This window comes from Halovulum sp. GXIMD14794 (assembly GCF_054457455.1).
In genome coordinates, this window is sequence record NZ_JBTLNF010000002.1 from 218,103 (window position 1) to 233,334 (window position 15,232).

General features: G+C 67.5%; 15 protein-coding genes. 6 read left to right on the top strand and 9 right to left on the bottom strand.

What is annotated here, in order from left to right:
• Positions 1-20: 20 nt before the first annotated feature.
• Complete coding sequence (locus ACW9UR_RS01765) at positions 21-983, top strand: acetyl-CoA carboxylase carboxyltransferase subunit alpha (RefSeq protein WP_458915178.1); 963 nt, start codon at positions 21-23, stop codon at positions 981-983.
• Between the two features lie 25 nt (positions 984-1,008).
• Here the strand turns inward: ACW9UR_RS01765 and ACW9UR_RS01770 are convergent, their stop codons facing one another.
• The 3 genes from ACW9UR_RS01770 to ACW9UR_RS01780 are packed head-to-tail and all read right to left on the bottom strand — an operon-like array spanning position 1,009 to position 3,325.
• Positions 1,009-1,740, bottom strand: coding sequence for a lysophospholipid acyltransferase family protein (locus tag ACW9UR_RS01770; protein WP_458915179.1), 732 nt, complete (start codon positions 1,738-1,740; stop codon positions 1,009-1,011).
• The gene (locus ACW9UR_RS01775) at positions 1,740-2,651 is read right to left on the bottom strand and encodes a cell division protein FtsX (RefSeq protein WP_458915180.1); all 912 of its coding nucleotides are present in this window, start codon (positions 2,649-2,651) and stop codon (positions 1,740-1,742) included. The genes ACW9UR_RS01770 and ACW9UR_RS01775 overlap by 1 nt, the downstream gene beginning before the upstream one ends.
• Positions 2,648-3,325: a cell division ATP-binding protein FtsE gene (locus tag ACW9UR_RS01780; protein WP_458915181.1), complete on the bottom strand. Its 678-nt coding sequence runs from the start codon at positions 3,323-3,325 to the stop codon at positions 2,648-2,650. The genes ACW9UR_RS01775 and ACW9UR_RS01780 overlap by 4 nt, the downstream gene beginning before the upstream one ends.
• A 168-nt stretch (positions 3,326-3,493) precedes the next feature.
• Between ACW9UR_RS01780 and ACW9UR_RS01785 the strand changes: the two genes are divergently transcribed.
• A complete protein-coding gene (locus ACW9UR_RS01785; RefSeq protein ID WP_458915182.1) occupies positions 3,494-4,324 on the top strand; it encodes a zinc-ribbon domain-containing protein in 831 nt (276 codons plus the stop codon).
• Positions 4,325-4,452: 128 nt separating this feature from the next.
• Positions 4,453-5,181 carry a DNA repair protein RecO gene (recO, locus tag ACW9UR_RS01790; protein ID WP_458915183.1) on the top strand — a complete coding sequence of 243 codons (729 nt, stop codon included), beginning with the start codon at positions 4,453-4,455 and terminating at the stop codon, positions 5,179-5,181.
• A 6-nt stretch (positions 5,182-5,187) separates the two neighbouring features.
• Here the strand turns inward: recO and ACW9UR_RS01795 are convergent, their stop codons facing one another.
• Positions 5,188-5,601 (bottom strand): META domain-containing protein, encoded by a 414-nt coding sequence (locus ACW9UR_RS01795; protein WP_458915184.1) that lies wholly within the window; start codon positions 5,599-5,601, stop codon positions 5,188-5,190.
• Between the two features lie 123 nt (positions 5,602-5,724).
• Between ACW9UR_RS01795 and ACW9UR_RS01800 the strand changes: the two genes are divergently transcribed.
• The 3 genes from ACW9UR_RS01800 (at position 5,725) to ACW9UR_RS01810 (ending at position 8,047) form a co-directional block, all read left to right on the top strand.
• Positions 5,725-6,891: an aminotransferase class V-fold PLP-dependent enzyme gene (locus ACW9UR_RS01800; RefSeq protein ID WP_458915185.1), complete on the top strand. Its 1,167-nt coding sequence runs from the start codon at positions 5,725-5,727 to the stop codon at positions 6,889-6,891.
• Positions 6,892-6,963: 72 nt separating this feature from the next.
• Entirely contained in the window at positions 6,964-7,281 is a 318-nt protein-coding gene (locus ACW9UR_RS01805) for a hypothetical protein (RefSeq protein WP_458915186.1), read from the top strand.
• A gap of 55 nt (positions 7,282-7,336) precedes the next feature.
• Entirely contained in the window at positions 7,337-8,047 is a 711-nt protein-coding gene (locus ACW9UR_RS01810; RefSeq protein ID WP_458915187.1) for a L,D-transpeptidase, read from the top strand.
• Positions 8,048-8,090: 43 nt separating this feature from the next.
• On the opposite strand, the gene thpD is transcribed toward ACW9UR_RS01810, so the two are convergent.
• From thpD to ACW9UR_RS01835, 5 genes are all read right to left on the bottom strand, one after another.
• On the bottom strand, positions 8,091-9,044 hold the full coding sequence (thpD, locus tag ACW9UR_RS01815; RefSeq protein ID WP_458915188.1) for an ectoine hydroxylase: 954 nt from the start codon (positions 9,042-9,044) through the stop codon (positions 8,091-8,093).
• A 128-nt stretch (positions 9,045-9,172) separates the two neighbouring features.
• Positions 9,173-10,852: an alpha/beta fold hydrolase gene (locus ACW9UR_RS01820; protein ID WP_458915189.1), complete on the bottom strand. Its 1,680-nt coding sequence runs from the start codon at positions 10,850-10,852 to the stop codon at positions 9,173-9,175.
• Between the two features lie 9 nt (positions 10,853-10,861).
• A complete protein-coding gene (locus ACW9UR_RS01825; protein WP_458915190.1) occupies positions 10,862-11,131 on the bottom strand; it encodes a hypothetical protein in 270 nt (89 codons plus the stop codon).
• A 154-nt stretch (positions 11,132-11,285) separates the two neighbouring features.
• Positions 11,286-13,217, bottom strand: a complete 1,932-nt coding sequence (locus ACW9UR_RS01830; protein ID WP_458915191.1) for a DUF3604 domain-containing protein — start codon at positions 13,215-13,217, stop codon at positions 11,286-11,288.
• Positions 13,218-13,459: 242 nt separating this feature from the next.
• Positions 13,460-15,151: an acyl-CoA dehydrogenase family protein gene (locus ACW9UR_RS01835; protein ID WP_458915192.1), complete on the bottom strand. Its 1,692-nt coding sequence runs from the start codon at positions 15,149-15,151 to the stop codon at positions 13,460-13,462.
• Between the last annotated feature and the right edge of the window lie 81 nt (positions 15,152-15,232).

Here is a 15,232-nt window from a genome sequence, read left to right on the forward strand (position 1 = left end):
GACCGGGACCGTCGTACCGCATGCACGCATACCTTGAATTCGAAAAGGGTCTGGCCGAGATCGAGGGCAAGGCCGAAGAGCTTCGTGCGCTGGGTCGCACCAATGATGGCATGGACGTCGAGTCCGAGGCCAAGGCGCTGGACAAGAAAGCCGCGGCGCTGCTGAAAGAGCTCTATTCGAACCTGACGCCTTGGCAGAAATGCCAGGTCGCGCGCCACGCCGACCGGCCGCATTGCTTCGACTATATCGAGGCGCTGTTCACCGAGTACACGCCGCTGGCCGGAGACCGGAATTTCGCGGACGATCATGCGGTCATGGGCGGCCTCGCTCGGTTCGACGACAAGCCGGTGATGGTGATCGGGCTCGAGAAGGGTTCGGACACCAAGTCGCGGCTCGACCGCAATTTCGGCATGGCCCGCCCCGAGGGCTATCGCAAGGCGATCCGCCTGATGGACCTGGCTGACCGCTTCGGACTGCCGGTCATCACCCTGATCGACACGCCGGGCGCCTACCCCGGCAAGGGTGCGGAAGAGCGTGGCCAGGCCGAGGCCATTGCCCGCTCCACCGAAAAATGCCTCAACCTTTCGGTGCCACTGATCTCGGTCATCACCGGCGAGGGTGGTTCGGGCGGCGCCGTGGCCTTTGCCACCGCCGACCGGCTGGCGATGCTCGAGCATTCCGTCTACTCGGTGATCTCGCCCGAAGGCTGCGCCTCGATCCTGTGGAAGGACGCCGAGAAGATGCGCGAGGCCGCCGAGGCGCTGCGCCTGACCGCGCAGGACCTTGAGCAGCTTGGCGTAATCGACCGCATCATCAAGGAGCCGCTGGGCGGGGCACAGCGCGACCGTGCAAAGACCGTCGAGGCAGTGCGCGACGCGCTGACCAAGATGCTGGCTGATGTCGAGAAGGTTTCGAAGAAGAAGCTGACCGAGGCACGCCGCCGCAAGTACCTTGACATGGGCTCGAAGGCGCTGGTCGCTTGATTCTTGCCAAAGCGTGTAACCCGGCCTAACTGGCCCGGCGCTCTGCCTGGAAACCCGCCTCTGCCATGAGCGCCTTGGAGGCGGGTTCGATCTCCGTCTCGAGCTGCTGGATGAAGCTGTTCAGCTCCTTGCCCGGCGGGATTTCGGGGAGATACTCGACTACCGCCAGCCCGGGTTTGCGCAGCCAGGACTTCCTACCCCAGAAGACGCCCGCGTTTGTCGCCGCCGGCACGCAGGGCTTGCCGAAGCGCTGGTAGAGCACGCCCGCACCGACCTTGTAGGGCATCACCGCATCCGGTGCGACCCGGGTGCCTTGGGGATAGATGATCAGCTGCCCTGGTGCCGTGTTCTTCTTGCTCGCCGACCGCACCATCTCGCTGACCGCCTTGCCCTTGCGCCCGCGCGCGACCGGGGTGGAGCCGATCCGCATCGCGTAGAGCCCCAGGATCGGGGCCCATTTGAGCTCCTGCTTCATGATGAAACTGGGCGCCTTCAGCGTGCGGACGTGGATCAGGATGTCCAGGAACGACTGGTGTTTCGAGGCGACGATTACGTCGCCCTCGGGGATCTGGCCGCGTACCTCGCACCGCAGGCCGCAGATCTTCTCGAGCAGCCAGAGGGTGATCTTGCAATAGGTGCGGACGCTCCACTGCGCGCCGCCGCGCGACCAGATCGCCAGGGGCGCGCAGAGGATCCCCATTACAAGCATCAGCGAGTAGAAAATCGCGTCGAACAGCATCGAGCGGATCAGCAGCATCAGCGCACACGCCTCAATTCGCGGAAGGCCGCGGCGCGGGTTGCGCCGAAGGCGATCAGGCCGAAGCCCGGGGGGATCGCCAGCAACGCCAGCCATCCGGTGAAACTCTGCGGCGCGACCGCCGGCAACGCGCCGCCCGCCGGCATGACCAGCAGCAGCAACAGGCCGATCACCGCGCCTATGACCGCGCCCAGCAGCGCCCGCAACGTGACCCTGCGCACGAAGGCGCGCGCGATATAGCTGTCCTGCGCCCCCAGCAGCCGCAGCGTCGAGATCACCTGCCGATTCATCGCCAGCGACGCCCGCGCGGCCAGCGAAACGACCGCGCCGGTGACCGCGGCGGTCAGCAGCAGTGCGCCAAGCGCCAGCAGGCGCAGACGGCCCGCCGCTTCGGTGACCGTGCCGCTCCATTGTTCGTGCCGGTGATAGACGGCCTGGGGGAACTCGCCCTGCAGCCGCAGCGCCAGCGCGTCGCGGTCCAGTTCCGGGGCTTCCTCGACGGCCAACATCAGCGGAAGGTCCCCATCCTCGAGCATCGAGGTGTCGCCCATCCACGGCTCCAGCAACCGCCGGGCCTCGCCCGTACCGATGCGCCGGGCCGAGGCGATGCCTGGCGTCTCCGACAGGATCATCTGCGCGCGCTCGGCGGTGGCGTCGGCCTCGGCTGCGGGAGCAGGGATCTCCAGCGTGGCGGCGCCCTCCAGCGCGCCCGCCCAGTCGTCCGAGACGCGGCCCGCGGTCTGTGCCGCGGCGATCGCGATCAACGCCAGCAGCGCCATCGCGGCGGCGGCGAGTGTGGTCAGATGCCCGGTCGCACCGCTCGGTGGCACGGTGCTGTCGGCAGACGGATCACCCTGCATCAGCGACAGAGCGCCGAAAACGCGTTCCCGGATCAATCGGACCGCGCTCACAGTTCGCTCCCTGCCAGACGGATGTTGCCCTCAGCCAGGCGCAGGACGCGAGCGCTGACCTCGCGTTTCGCGGTACGGATCAAGTCGAGGTCGTGCGTTGCGACCAGCACCGTGCGGCCCAGCCGGTTCAACTCGATCAGCAGGTTCAGGATCTTCACACCCATCTCGCGGTCCACGTTGCCGGTCGGCTCGTCGGCGATCAGCAGGTCGGGGGACAGCATCACCGCGCGGGCCAGTGCCGCGCGCTGCCGCTCGCCGCCCGAAAGCTCCGGCGGATAGGCGCCTGCGCGATGTTTCAATGCGACCCAGCCCATCAGGTCCTCGATGTCGCGGTCGGCGGCGGGCGTCCGGCGCCCGGCGATTTCGAGGGGCAGGGCGATGTTCCGGCGCACGCTGAGGTGATCGATGAACTGGCAGTCCTGGTGAACCATTCCCATTCGGCGGCGCATCAATGCGATTGCGTCGCGGTCCAGCGTGGCGGCATCCTCACCGAAGAAGGACACCCGGCCTTCCTGCGGCAGCAGCCCCAGTGAGCACAGGTTCAGGAACGTCGTCTTGCCCGAGCCCGATGGCCCGGTGAGAAAGTAGAAACCACCAGCATCAAGCGTCAGCGAGACCCCTTCCAGTACCGGATGGTCGTCATAGCCGAAGCTTGCCTTGTCAAACGCAATCACTTGTCAGACCTGCCTTGTTCCGCGCCTGGATGCGCGCGGCGCGGCGAACATCGCAGAGCCACAGGTCAGCCGCAACCACCCAAGCCATTCTTGCAACGTTCCGCCAATCCGTTAATGATCGGCCCCGGCGGGATATCGCGCACCGCCTGTTTCAACGAGAGGGCGAACATGCGTCTGGTCTGTCCCAACTGCTCTTCCCAGTACGAGGTCGATGCCTCGCTGTTTCCCGAAGAAGGGCGCGAAGTGCAATGCTCGAACTGCGAAGAGGTTTGGGTCCAGTACCCCGAGGCCGAAGAGCCGCCTCTGCGCCTCGACCAGATGGCCGCCGTCCCGGCGCCGCCGCGTCCCTCCGAGCGTCTGCCGCAGGAAGAGCGGGACGAGTTGGCCCGGGCCGTGGACCAGGAACTGACCCAACGGCGCGCTTCGGGCCTCACCGACCACGACGACGAGACGCCGGAACCCTCGGCGCACCCTGAAGAGGAAGAGGACATCCTGGCCTCGCTGCGCGAGCAGATCGCCGCCGAAGGGGGCGACTTCGAGAAGGACAGCGGTCCGGCGAAATCCGGCCGCCGCGACCTTCGCAAGGCGGCCGAGGCCGTCGGGGTCGAGGTTGCCGATGCTACCGAAGAGGAAAAGAAGGCCCGCAAGTGGGACCTCGAGAAGCACGAACAGGATAGAGAGCGGTACTCACAGGCTGGTGGTCGCCGGGACCCGCTGGCGCGCGCCATCCAGTCCTATGAGGCCGAGGCTCAACCACGTCGCCGCGGCGGGATCCGCGCCGGTTTCATCACCGCGCTCGTGCTCGTCGCCATTGCCGTGGGCGTCCATCAGTTCCGCGGCGAAATCTCCGAAGCCTATCCGCCCGCGGAACCTTACCTCGCCCAGTATGATGGCGCCGTCGAGGACGCCCGGGTTCAGGTCGAGGCGCTCTATGCCGAGTATTCGGTGGTCGTGAAGGACCAGATCGCCGGGATGACCGGCGAGACCCCGGCCGAGTGATCCTGTCGCGACGCTTGCGGGCCTGCCGCCGCGCCTTTTGGCGGGCGGGGGCCTCCGGCGGGGATATTTTCGGGAAAGTGGAAGGCAGGGGCGCGCCCATTGGGGCGGGCCTCGCGCGGGTCTAGGCGGTGGACTGGCGGGCCGAGGGCGTACTGCTGGCGGTGCGCCGACACGGTGAGAGCAGCGCAATCATCGAGGTTTTCACCGAGGACCATGGCAGGCATGCCGGGCTTGTTCGCGGCGGTGGCGGGCGGCGCATGGGGCCGGTTCTACAGCCAGGTGCGCAACTGGATCTGGCATGGCGTGGCCGTCTGGCCGAGCATCTGGGCAGCTTCACCGTAGAGCCGATCCGTGCGCGCGCGGGCGTGCTTACGGACCGGACTGCACTGGCGGGGCTGGGCGCGGTCACGGCGTTGGTCAGCTTCGCCTTGGCCGAGCGGCAGGCCTACCCGGCGCTCTACCGGCGTACCATTTCGCTTCTGGATATGATGGAGGCCGGTGAGGCCTGGCCCGCGCATTACGTTGGCTGGGAACTGGAGTTGCTCGCGACGCTCGGCTTCGGCCTCGATCTGAGCGGCTGTGCGCTTACCGGGGGCGCCGAGGACCTGGCCTGGGTCTCGCCGCGCACCGGGCGGGCTGTTGGACGCGACGCCGGGGCCGAATGGGCCGACCGTCTGCTGCCGCTGCCGCCGTTCCTGCGCCTCGACGCGGGCGAGGCGCCGATCACCGCGCAGGACCTGCGCGACGGGCTGCGCCTGACCGGCCATTTCCTGACCCATCACCTGAGCCCGGCGCTGAATCGGCCCGGCGTGCCGCCGGCCCGTGAGCGGCTGGAACGCGCCTTCGCCCGGCTGTGACCCCGCTTAGGTGTTCGGACCCTCGGCGGCGGCGAAGTCCATGCTCTGTCCGCGCCCGTTGGTCAGCCGCAGGCTGGTGCCGCCGACCTCGGCGAAATCCATCGCCTGAAGCGTCGTGAAGAAAGCCTGCTGCTCGGTCAGTCGGTCGCAGCTGCCGACCTCGGAGGTGAAGGCGCTGAAATCGACGAAGGGCAGGGGCGCGCCTTGCTGTGCGGTGAACCTGCCGCAGGGTGCGGCGCCGATCACCCGCCCGTCGTCCAAGAGCCGCAACGTCGCCGGATAGGTCGCCTCGGCGCCATTCACCTGTGCCAACCGCCACGTCGTCCGGCTGGGAGCGGTATCCCCGACCGTGTCGGGCAGCGGCGAGCAAGCGGCCAGGATCAGGGCGGCGAGCAGCGGGCGGGGCAGGCTGAGGCGCATCGGGGTCTCCGTCTGGGGTTGGGGCAACCCTAGCGCAGCGCGCGCCGCTGTGAAGCCTGCGTACGCGCTTGACCTCGCGAGCCGTTGCGCATTCGCTGCGCCCGGGGCTAGGAGAACGGCAAGATGGATATTGATGCGCTGCGTGCCGAGACACCGGGCTGCGCCGACGGCGTGCACTTCAACAACGCTGGCGCGGCGCTGATGCCCGTTCCGGTCCTGCAGGCGGTCCGCGATCACCTGGACCTCGAGGCACGCCACGGCGGCTACGAAGCGGCGCGCCGGGCGGCCCCGCGCATCGAGGCGTTCTATGATGAGATTGCCGCGCTGCTGAACGCCGATCCCGGCGAGATCGCCTTCACCGAGAACGCAACCCGAGCCTGGAACATGGCCTTCTACGGGCTGGGCCTCGGCCCGGGCGACCGGGTGCTGACCCATGAGGCGGAGTACGCCTCGAATGCGCTGGCGATGTTGCAACTGCGGCAGCGCTCGGGGATCGAGATCGACCTGGCCCCTTCGGACGCGGACGGGCAGATCGACCTCGATGCGGCGGCGCGGATGGTCACAACGCGTACCAAGGTGCTGGCGCTGACCCATGTGCCGACGCAGGGCGGGCTGGTGAACCCGGCCGAGGCCGCCGGGGCCTTTGCCCGCGAGCATGGACTGCTCTATTTCCTCGATGCCTGCCAGTCGGCGGGGCAGGTGGCGCTGGACGTGCACGCCATCGGCTGTGACGTGCTGTCGGGGACCGGGCGGAAATACCTGCGGGGGCCGCGCGGTACCGGGTTCCTCTATGTCCGTTCCGGCGCGTTGGAGCGCGTCGTGCCGGCCTTCATCGACCTGACGGCCGCCACCTGGACCGGGCCGGAGAGCTTCGACTACGCCCCCGGTGCCCGCCGCTTCGAGACATTCGAGCGCAATATCGCCGGGCAGATCGGGCTGGCGCGCGCCGTCGCCTATGCCCGCGCCGTCGGTATCGAGGCGATTGAGACACGTGTGGTGGCGCTGGCGGAAGACCTGCGCGCTACGCTGGCCCACCTGCCGGGCGTGACAGTGACCGATCGCGGCACCCGCAAGGCAGGTATCGTGACCTTCGTGAAGGACGGCCGTGCGCCTGCCGACATGCATGTTGCGCTGCGCGCGCAGGGTTTCGCGACCTCGGTCTCGACTGCGCCCATGGCGCAGTTCGATCTGCACGCGCGCGGGGTAGATGCGCTCATGCGCGCCTCGGTTCATTATTACAACACCGAGGATGAGGTCGCCCGCTTCGCCGAGGCCGTTTCGGCACTCTGAGCGCTTCACAAGCGGGTGAGGGCGGCAGGCTGCCCGCTTCACAGCGGGGCGGGCAGAGGGCATCTTGCGCTCATGCGGATCACCCGTGCCCTCTTCCTGACGCTGCTCCTGCTCCTCATGCTGCCGTGGGGGGCCTATGTGCATGCGCGACCTGGCCTGCAGCAGGCGGCAGTCTCGGCGCAGGCGCGGACCGGGGCGGCTACGCTCCAGGCGCATCGTTGCCGCATCGCGACGCTGCCCGGAGCGCCGTGCGGGCAGGACATGATCCTCGCCTCCGATCTGGTTCCGGCTCCGACAGAGGCAGGCGACCGTCTGCCGCTGCCTGAGGACTTCGCCCCTGCGCGAAGCCTGTCGCCCGCACCGCCCCGTGATCCTCCGCGACTGATCTGACCGGAACTCCGGCGCGCTGCGCCGCATTTCGTTCAGACCAGAATGGAGGAGTGACATGTTCACCCGACGCAATTTCCTTGCCGCGGGCCTTGCCGCCGGAGCCACCGGGTTGGCCGGTGCAGCCCGCGCGCAGACCCAGACGGCAAGCACAATCGTTGCACAGCCCGCGCCGACCAACGTTCCGCTGCCCGCCTTCTACGGTGCTATCACGGACGAGCCCTATCCGATTCCCGCGGTCCCCGAGGGGGTGCTGGCGCAGCACCTGTGGCGCCAGCAGGTTCCCAACCCCTGGCCTGAGTACGAAGAGGGCACCATCGTCGTTGATCCCGACGCGGCGCTGCTGCACTTCATAGAAGGACCGGATACGGCGACGCGCTACGGCGTCAGCGTCGGCGCCGCTGGGTTCGCCTGGGAGGGCACGGCGAGGCTGCAGTACATGCGCGACTGGCCACGGTGGAAAGTGCCCGACAGCATGATCGAGCGGCAGCCAGAGCTTGCGCCCTATTCCTGGCGCAAGGGGGGGATGGACCCGGGGCCGGACAACCCGATGGGCGCGCGGGCGCTCTACCTGTTCCAGAACGGTGAGGACACGCTCTACCGGGTGCACGGCAGCGCGAAACCCTGGGAACTGGGCAAGCCGGTGTCTTCGGGCTGCATCCGGATGTTGAATCAGGACGTGATCCACCTGGCCGAGCGGGCGGTGCACGGGGCCACGGTGGTAGTGCTTCCTTCACATCCCTGGCAGGGCGTTGGCCAGCTCTATTGACCGCAATCGGGCCCGGCCTTGGTGCCGGGCCCGATTCAATGGGTCAGGCGAAGAGATCGCCTCGAACCGGGCGGATCGGTTGCGCTGCGCCGCGGTTCGCGAGGAACGCCGGGCGCGGCCGAGGCGCGGCGAAGGGTGCCTGCGGCTGGTTCGACATCGCGTTGTAGACGAAGAAGGCGTTCGAGCGCGGGAACGGCGTCACGTTGCCGTTCGAGGCGTGGAGCGTGTTGCACTCGAAGAAGATCACCGTGCCCGCAGGTCCGGTGGCGGCATCGAGCCCGGCCTCGGCGGCCATCCGCTCGAGCACTTCGTGCGAGGGCACACCGACCTCCTGTTTCTTCAGGCTGGTTTCGTGGTTCGCCTCGGGCGTTTCGCCCCGGCAGGCCACGAAGCGGCGGTGGGAGCCGGGGATCAGCATCAGTGGCCCGTTCAGGGCGGTATTGTCGGTCAGCAGCACCGAGGCCGATACCGCGCGCATCCGCGGCATGCCGTCCTCGGCGTGCCAGGTCTCGAAATCCGAATGCCAGTAGAATTCCTTGCCGGTGAAGCCCGGCTTGTAGTTGAGCCGGCTCTGATGCAGGTAGACCTCGTCGCCCAGCAGGAAGCGCGCCACATCTGCAAGGCGGCTGTCAGCGGCGAGGCGGGCGAAGACCTCGCTGTGCTCGTCCAGTCGGAAAACGGTACGCACCGCGTCTGAGCCGGGTTCGGCCACCAGGTCCTCGGCACGGATCCGCGCGCCGTTGGCCCGCAAGTTGCCCGAGGCCTCGATCAACCCGCGCACCTCGTCGGGCGAGAACAGGTCTTTGCGGACAAGATAGCCCTTCTGCTCGTAGTGGCTCGCCTCGTCGCGCGAGATCGGCGCGCTATCGTTCCAGTCCGACCACAGAACCGGGTCCTGCCGGTTGCCGACGCGCTCGGCGTTTCTCAACCGCGTGGGATAGGCATCCGAGCCGGGGATCTCGCCAGTAAACTGGCTGTGGGCGCTCGCGATGTTCATGAATGTCTCCTCTGAAACGGGTTCTTCGGAAGCGCGGCGGGTGAAAGCCCGGCGGGGGCATCGAGCCCCCGCCGGACGCCGGACGCTGTCGCGTCCAAGGCACCCGGGTTAGGCGCCGCTCGACGGCGTCAGCCGCCCGAAAGCGTGCCGTCTGGGAGCACGAAGCGGGGCACCAGGTCCTGCACGCAAGACGTGTCGAGCTGGGCTTCGGGGTAGTCGATGAAGGCCACGCCCAGATCCAGCGCGCAGTCCGAGAACGCCAGCGCCCCGTGCCCGGTCTCGGGCATGATGATGGCGCGGCCATTTTCCAGCGTCGCAGCGGTCAGTTCGGCCCAGCTGGTGGCGGTCTGGGTGTCCAGCTCTCCGCCGAAGACGAGCGTCGGGATCGGACTTTCAACCGGCTCGTGGAAGCCCGGCCTGGGATGCGACTCGAACAGGGCGCAGGTTGCATACATGGCCGCGAGGCCTTCGGCGAACTCGTTTTCCAGCACCTCGGCGACGTCGAGCCGGTCATGCACGGCCGCCACCCCCTCGACCGAATTGTTGTCCATGTCCTCCTGGCACGCATAGAGATAGAGCTCGAAATCCTTCATCAGCACCTGCTCGATCCCGGCATTGTCTCCTCCGATCCGGTCGAATGTGTCGACCACGTCCGCCATCTCCATCAACTGGGCCAGCGACAGCAGCCGGTCGCGTGTGGCGGCGTCGAAATGCGTCGCGACGAGGCCAATGAGGGCCCCGGAGGAGGGGGGCTTGCCGCGCAGCGCTAGGTAGTCACGGGCGAATTCCACCCGCTGCGCTTTCTCGGGCAGGGCCTCCAGCGCGCTCTGCAGTTCGGCGTCGAACTCCTCCGCCAGGCGGCCCCGGCTGCGGGCGGCCGCGAGGTCGCCCTCGAGAACGCCCAGCGTGCGCTGCACCGTTTCGTGCATCTGTTCGATCTGCTCGGCCGTTGTCAGGGCCGTCCTCGCAAGCAGCATGTCGGCGGCGGACAGGCCCTGTGCTCCGGCCAGGATCGTCTCCATCGTGTCGACGGGCGGCAGCTGCCCCGCGGCGATCGCGTCGGCCGTCGCCGTCTCTCCGTTCGAGAGCTCGTGCACCAACAGCGGAAGATACGCCGTCAGCCCGCGCGGCCCCTGGTTCCAGGAATTCCGGCTGCTCACCAGAGAAAACAACGCCTCGCCGGTCAGCGGGCCGTCGGCCGTGTCGATGGGCTCGTCCTGTAGCTTCGCGACCAGGGACCAGTAGGCATCCGCGCCGCCGGGATAGGCCTCTGCGCACTTCGGCTGCGCCGCGCAGGTGTCGAACGTTCGCTCGACCGATTCCCAGTAGGGCAGCATCAACTCGTCATAGAGCGCGGCGGTCGGCGGGGCGACGGAGTCCAGCACGACTGCCCGAAGCCCCTCCGGCGCGCTGCGCATCACCTCCAGCCCCAGCTTGGTGCCGTAGGAAATGCCGTAGATATTGTAGTCGTCATAACCCAGCGCAGTGACCAACGCGCGCACGTCGCGCGCGTTCTGCGCCGTGTTGATGTGGCGGATGTCGACGCCGCCGTCCTTCAATTCGGCGAGGCAGGCCGCGACGAGTTCGTCCTCGAGACCGGGCAGCATCTCGCCGCCGATCTGCCGGGCGATGGGCTCGACATTCTCGGCCAGGGTTTCGAAGCAGCGTGTCAGCCCGCCCGAGGCGTCCACGCCGCGCTGGTCGAAGGCGATGATGTCGCGCCGCGCCCGCAGCTTCTCGAAGAAGACGGTGGTCAGTGCGACCTGCTGCATGATCCCGCCACCGGGGCCGCCGTGCAGATGCACCACCGGGTCCGGTTAAGGCGCCAGCGAGCGCGACTTGTAGATCGCGAACAGCAGTTCGATCTTCTGCCCGCCGGGCGCGTCGTGATCCAGCGGCACCGCAACGGTGCCGCATGTGATCGTGCGGCCCTCGATCTCGAACGGGGCGACCGGGCGGGGGCAGGGGGCGGAGGAGACCTCGTAGCGCGGGTCGGCACCCGCCGCCGCGAGCTGCGGAAAGGCTGTAGCGTCAGGCTCTCCGGCAAGCAGCGCCGCGACCATCGCGAAAATCTGGTCCTTGAGCATCTGGTCTCCCCTTTGGCTTATCGGATTCTCCGGTCACCCCAAGGGCGCGCAGATGAAGAATGGCCAACCCACCCGGCGACACGGCGGGCGTGCGGCGTTCAAGCTGGCATGAAGAAAGGGGACGCGCTTTGGCTGCGCATCCCCCGGTTTGCGCTCAGCCCGCGGGCGGAGTGTACCAGATCGGCGCGGTATACGCGCGCTCGGTGATCGTCATGCGGGTGCCGTCCGCCGGGGTCACGCCGAACCGCTCGGCGTCATATGCCGTCCAGCGGGGCGTCGGGATCTCGAGCACGCGCGCATAGTAGAACGCCCTTTGCGAGGGATCGAACTCGGGATCGGTCCAGGCGGCGATCAGTTCCGGCTCGCCGATCGTGTTGGTCCAAGTGGCGCTGGCGACATCGACGGTATTGCCGACATCGGGCACCTTGCCGCTGTCGGGATCGGGCTGCCGGTCACCGGACCAGGCCACGTCGAAGACCTTCTCCTGCGTCGCGCCCGAGCCGTCGACCCAGCCCTTCACGATCTGGATCCGATCGAGGTTCGCGCCCAGCGGATCTTTCAGCGCCGCCACAAGGAAGGTCGCTGCACCGGCGCCATCCGGGGCCTCGGGCAGGTCGCCGCCCATCGGCACGCCCCGCGCATAGCCCGCCGCCGCCGGCTGACGGCTTTGTGCGTCCGCATCGGTGAAGGACCAGCCGCCGAAGAAGCGGACGATCATCCGCGAGCCGGTCGTGCCGTAGGTCTCGCGCCGGTGCATCGCATCCCAGATCGCCTCGCGGGTGTTGGCCGTGGCCCAGACCGCCGCATAGCCCGACGAGCCGACCTCCCAGTCCATCACCTTCACGCCGGTGTCGGGGTTGTCGATGAAGGCCTTGGTCATCCGTTCCGGGCTCGGCTCCTGCGGGACGGTCTTGCCGAAGAAGTTGTCCTCACCCAAGGCCGCCAGCCCGGTATGCGCGTCGCTGCTGCCCACGAGGCCGAACTTGTAGGGGTTTGTCCCGAGCTTGTCCTCCAGCAGCAGGCCGTTCTTGAAGGCTTCGCGGGAATACTCGTACTGCAACATCTCGTTGGTCTTGGCGACACTGCCGTCGAGGTTCCCCTTGTCCCACAGCTCGAAGTCCGCGAACTCGTCATTGGGCGACAGGAACGGGTGCGACTCGCCCGTGCCCTTGGTCTGGGTCGTCTCGTAGAGCCGTTCCCACTTGGCGCGGGTCTCGACATAGGTGGCGTCCACCGGCTCGCTGAACTGGGTCTCCACCGGGAACATGATGCCGTTGCTGAGGTTGCCGTTATGCGGGATCGCCAGCACGCTGCCCGAGGTCTTCGCTTCGTAGTTCGCCATCCACTCCCAGAGGTGCACCGGGTTGTCGCTGCCATAGGGCGGGTAGACGGTGAACGGCTGCACCAGGCTTGCCTTGTCGCCGTTGTCGCGGAAGATCACGTTGCGGTGCAGGTTGTTCCCGCCGGTGTTCGAGGTCCACTCGAAGCCGATGAAGGCTGTGAAATCGCCGGGGTCGTTGAATTCCTCGGCCGCGTCGATCGTCTGCTGCCACGCATTCTTGTAGGCATTGGTCCCCGGAAAATACATCAGGTCGGTCGGGAACTTGTTGTGCGAGAAGGCGACGATGATCTCCATCGCGGCGTCGTTGCCCTTGCCGTCCTGGATCATGTCGTACCAGCGCCGCCCGGTCGGATCCGCCAGCAGCGAGGCCTTGCCCGACATCAGGTCGGGGAAGAAACCCATGTTGTCCGAATGGTCGGCGACCACCAGGAAATCCAGCGGCCGGGACAGTTGCACCGGGATCCCGGTATTCGAGGTCACCTGCTCGCCCCGCGCGAAGCGATAGGCGTCACGCGGCGTCAGCCGGGCGCCGAAGGCGCCGGCGTCCATCGAGAAGGCGGTGTGCAGATGGGTGTCGCCGAAATAGGGCCGGGTCGGAAACCTGCGGTTGGCGTAGGGCGAATAGCTCTGTTCGGCCAACAGGCTGGTCTTGTCCGGGGTCGGTGTCCCGGTGTCCTGCGCAAACAGGGGTGCCGCCACGGCAAATAGCGCCGCCGCCGCACTCGGTAGCGAGTAACGTTTCATGTCTGAAATAATCCCCCAAGTCGTTGTGCTCGGAGAGTAGTCGAATTCAGGCCGTGAAGATACGCGGTTGTGTCCGGGACTTGGCCTGTTCGGCGCAGGCCTTGCGTAATGTTTTGTTCACAAACTAGCGTAAGGCCGCCGTTTCGAGGTGCTCAAAAGTAAACATAGGTATAATTTCTGAAGTAGTGTCCTTTGATATCAATGGCATAAGGGGGTTTTCATGATGAAAACCCCCTTGCCTTTCATGCGGACGCGGCCGGGCTTTCCAGCAGCCTGCGTGCGATGACCTGGGCCTGAATTTCCGCCGCGCCCTCGAAGATCGACAGGATCCGCGCATCGCACAGCACCCGGCTGATCGGGTATTCCATCGCGAACCCGTTGCCGCCGTGGATCTGCAGCCCGTTGTCCGCCGCCGCCCAGGCGACCCGCGCGCCAAGCAACTTGGCCATCCCGGCCTCCAGATCGCAGCGCCGACCCTCGTCCTTCTCGCGGGCGGCGTGATAAGTCAGCTGCCGCGCGATCATGATCTCGACCGCCATCATCGCCAACTTGCCGTAGACCCGAGGAAAGGCCGCGATCGGTTTGCCGAAGGCCACCCGGTCGGCGGCATAGGCCTGCGCCAGTTCCATCGCGTTTTGCGCGACCCCGATCGCCCGCGCCGCCGTCTGGATCCGGGCGCTCTCGAAGGTCCGCATCAGTTGTCGGAAGCCCTGACCGGTCTCGCCGCCCAGCAGCGCCTCGTCCGGCACCCGGTGATCGTCCAGCGCCAGCGTGTATTCCTTCATGCCGCGATAGCCGAGCACCTCGATCTCGCCGCCCTCGATGGTCTCATCTGGAAACGGCGTCTCGTCCGTGCCGCGGGTCTTCTCGGCCAGGAACATCGACAGGCCGGAGTAATTGTCGGTCTCGGGATCGGTTCGCGCCAGCACTGTCATCAGGTCGGTCCGCGCCGCATGGGTGATCCAGGTCTTGTTCCCGGTCAGCACCCATTCGGTGCCGTCCTTCCGGGCCCGCGTCCTCAGCGCGCCAAGGTCCGAGCCGGTGCCCGGCTCGGTGAAGACCGCCGTCGGCAGCACCTCGCCGCTCGCGATCGCCGGCAGCCAGCGCTCTTTCTGAGCCTCGGTCCCGCCGCCCAGGATCAGTTCTGCGGCAATCTCCGAGCGGGTCCCCAGGCTGCCCACGCCGATATACCCGCGTGAGAGTTCCTCCGAGACGACGCACATCGCCGTCTTGCCCATACCAGCGCCGCCATGCTCTTCGGGAATGGTCAGCCCGAAAACGCCCAGATCTGCCATCTCGCCGATCACCTCCATCGGGATCAGCGCGTCATTCAGGTGCCACTCGTGCGCGTGCGGAACGACGCGCTCGTCGGCGAAACGGCGGAAATGGTCGCGGATCATCTCCATGTCGTCGTCGAGCCCCGTGGCGCCCACCGTCGCCGCCCCCCGCGCCTCGCCCATCTCGGACGCCAGGGCACGCCGCGCGGCATCCGAATTGCCCTGTTCCAGCAGGATGCCTGCGCCCTCGCGGAACGCCGCCCGGTCGGCTGCCGGGACACCCAGGTCTGCCAGCCGCGCCACCTCGCTCTGGCTCATCGGAATGCCACCGTCGATCTGTGCCAGGTACTCGCCGAAACCGATCTGCAGGATCAGCGCCTCGACCGTACCCAGCCGGCCTTCGCCCTCCAGCCGCAGAGCCCATGCCCTCAGCTGCCGCAGCGCCTCCACATAGGTCGCCAGCCAAGCGAGTCCGTGGGCCGCGTGCTGGTCGGCCTCGAGCGCCGCGCCCGAGATCCGTCCGTCGCCGCCGATCCGCTCGGCCAGAGCGGTCCGCGCGATCCGTTCCACCGCCTCGGCTGCTTCAAGTGCAAGGCTGGTCCGCCCAGTCAGGCCGGGCAGTAGCGCGGCGTCGAAATCATGGCTCTGATCGGTCATCGGGGCACTCCCTCGGGCATGTTGTTGCATCGCGGAATCGCTGTTGCGTTGCGGCAAAACTAGGCGAGCCGCCGAGGGCGG

Bases quoted from the DNA above. Each gene is read 5' to 3' on its own strand.
- ACW9UR_RS01810 (WP_458915187.1), top strand. From the start codon at position 7,337: ATGTTCACCCGACGCAATTTCCTTGCCGCGGGCCTTGCCGCCGGAGCC.
- ACW9UR_RS01765 (WP_458915178.1), top strand. From the start codon at position 21: ATGCACGCATACCTTGAATTCGAAAAGGGTCTGGCCGAGATCGAGGGC.
- ACW9UR_RS01830 (WP_458915191.1), bottom strand. From the start codon at position 13,217: ATGAAACGTTACTCGCTACCGAGTGCGGCGGCGGCGCTATTTGCCGTG.
- thpD (WP_458915188.1), bottom strand. From the start codon at position 9,044: ATGAACATCGCGAGCGCCCACAGCCAGTTTACTGGCGAGATCCCCGGC.
- ACW9UR_RS01795 (WP_458915184.1), bottom strand. From the start codon at position 5,601: ATGCGCCTCAGCCTGCCCCGCCCGCTGCTCGCCGCCCTGATCCTGGCC.
- ACW9UR_RS01770 (WP_458915179.1), bottom strand. From the start codon at position 1,740: ATGCTGCTGATCCGCTCGATGCTGTTCGACGCGATTTTCTACTCGCTG.
- ACW9UR_RS01785 (WP_458915182.1), top strand. From the start codon at position 3,494: ATGCGTCTGGTCTGTCCCAACTGCTCTTCCCAGTACGAGGTCGATGCC.
- ACW9UR_RS01800 (WP_458915185.1), top strand. From the start codon at position 5,725: ATGGATATTGATGCGCTGCGTGCCGAGACACCGGGCTGCGCCGACGGC.
- ACW9UR_RS01835 (WP_458915192.1), bottom strand. From the start codon at position 15,151: ATGACCGATCAGAGCCATGATTTCGACGCCGCGCTACTGCCCGGCCTG.
- ACW9UR_RS01805 (WP_458915186.1), top strand. From the start codon at position 6,964: ATGCGGATCACCCGTGCCCTCTTCCTGACGCTGCTCCTGCTCCTCATG.
- ACW9UR_RS01825 (WP_458915190.1), bottom strand. From the start codon at position 11,131: ATGCTCAAGGACCAGATTTTCGCGATGGTCGCGGCGCTGCTTGCCGGA.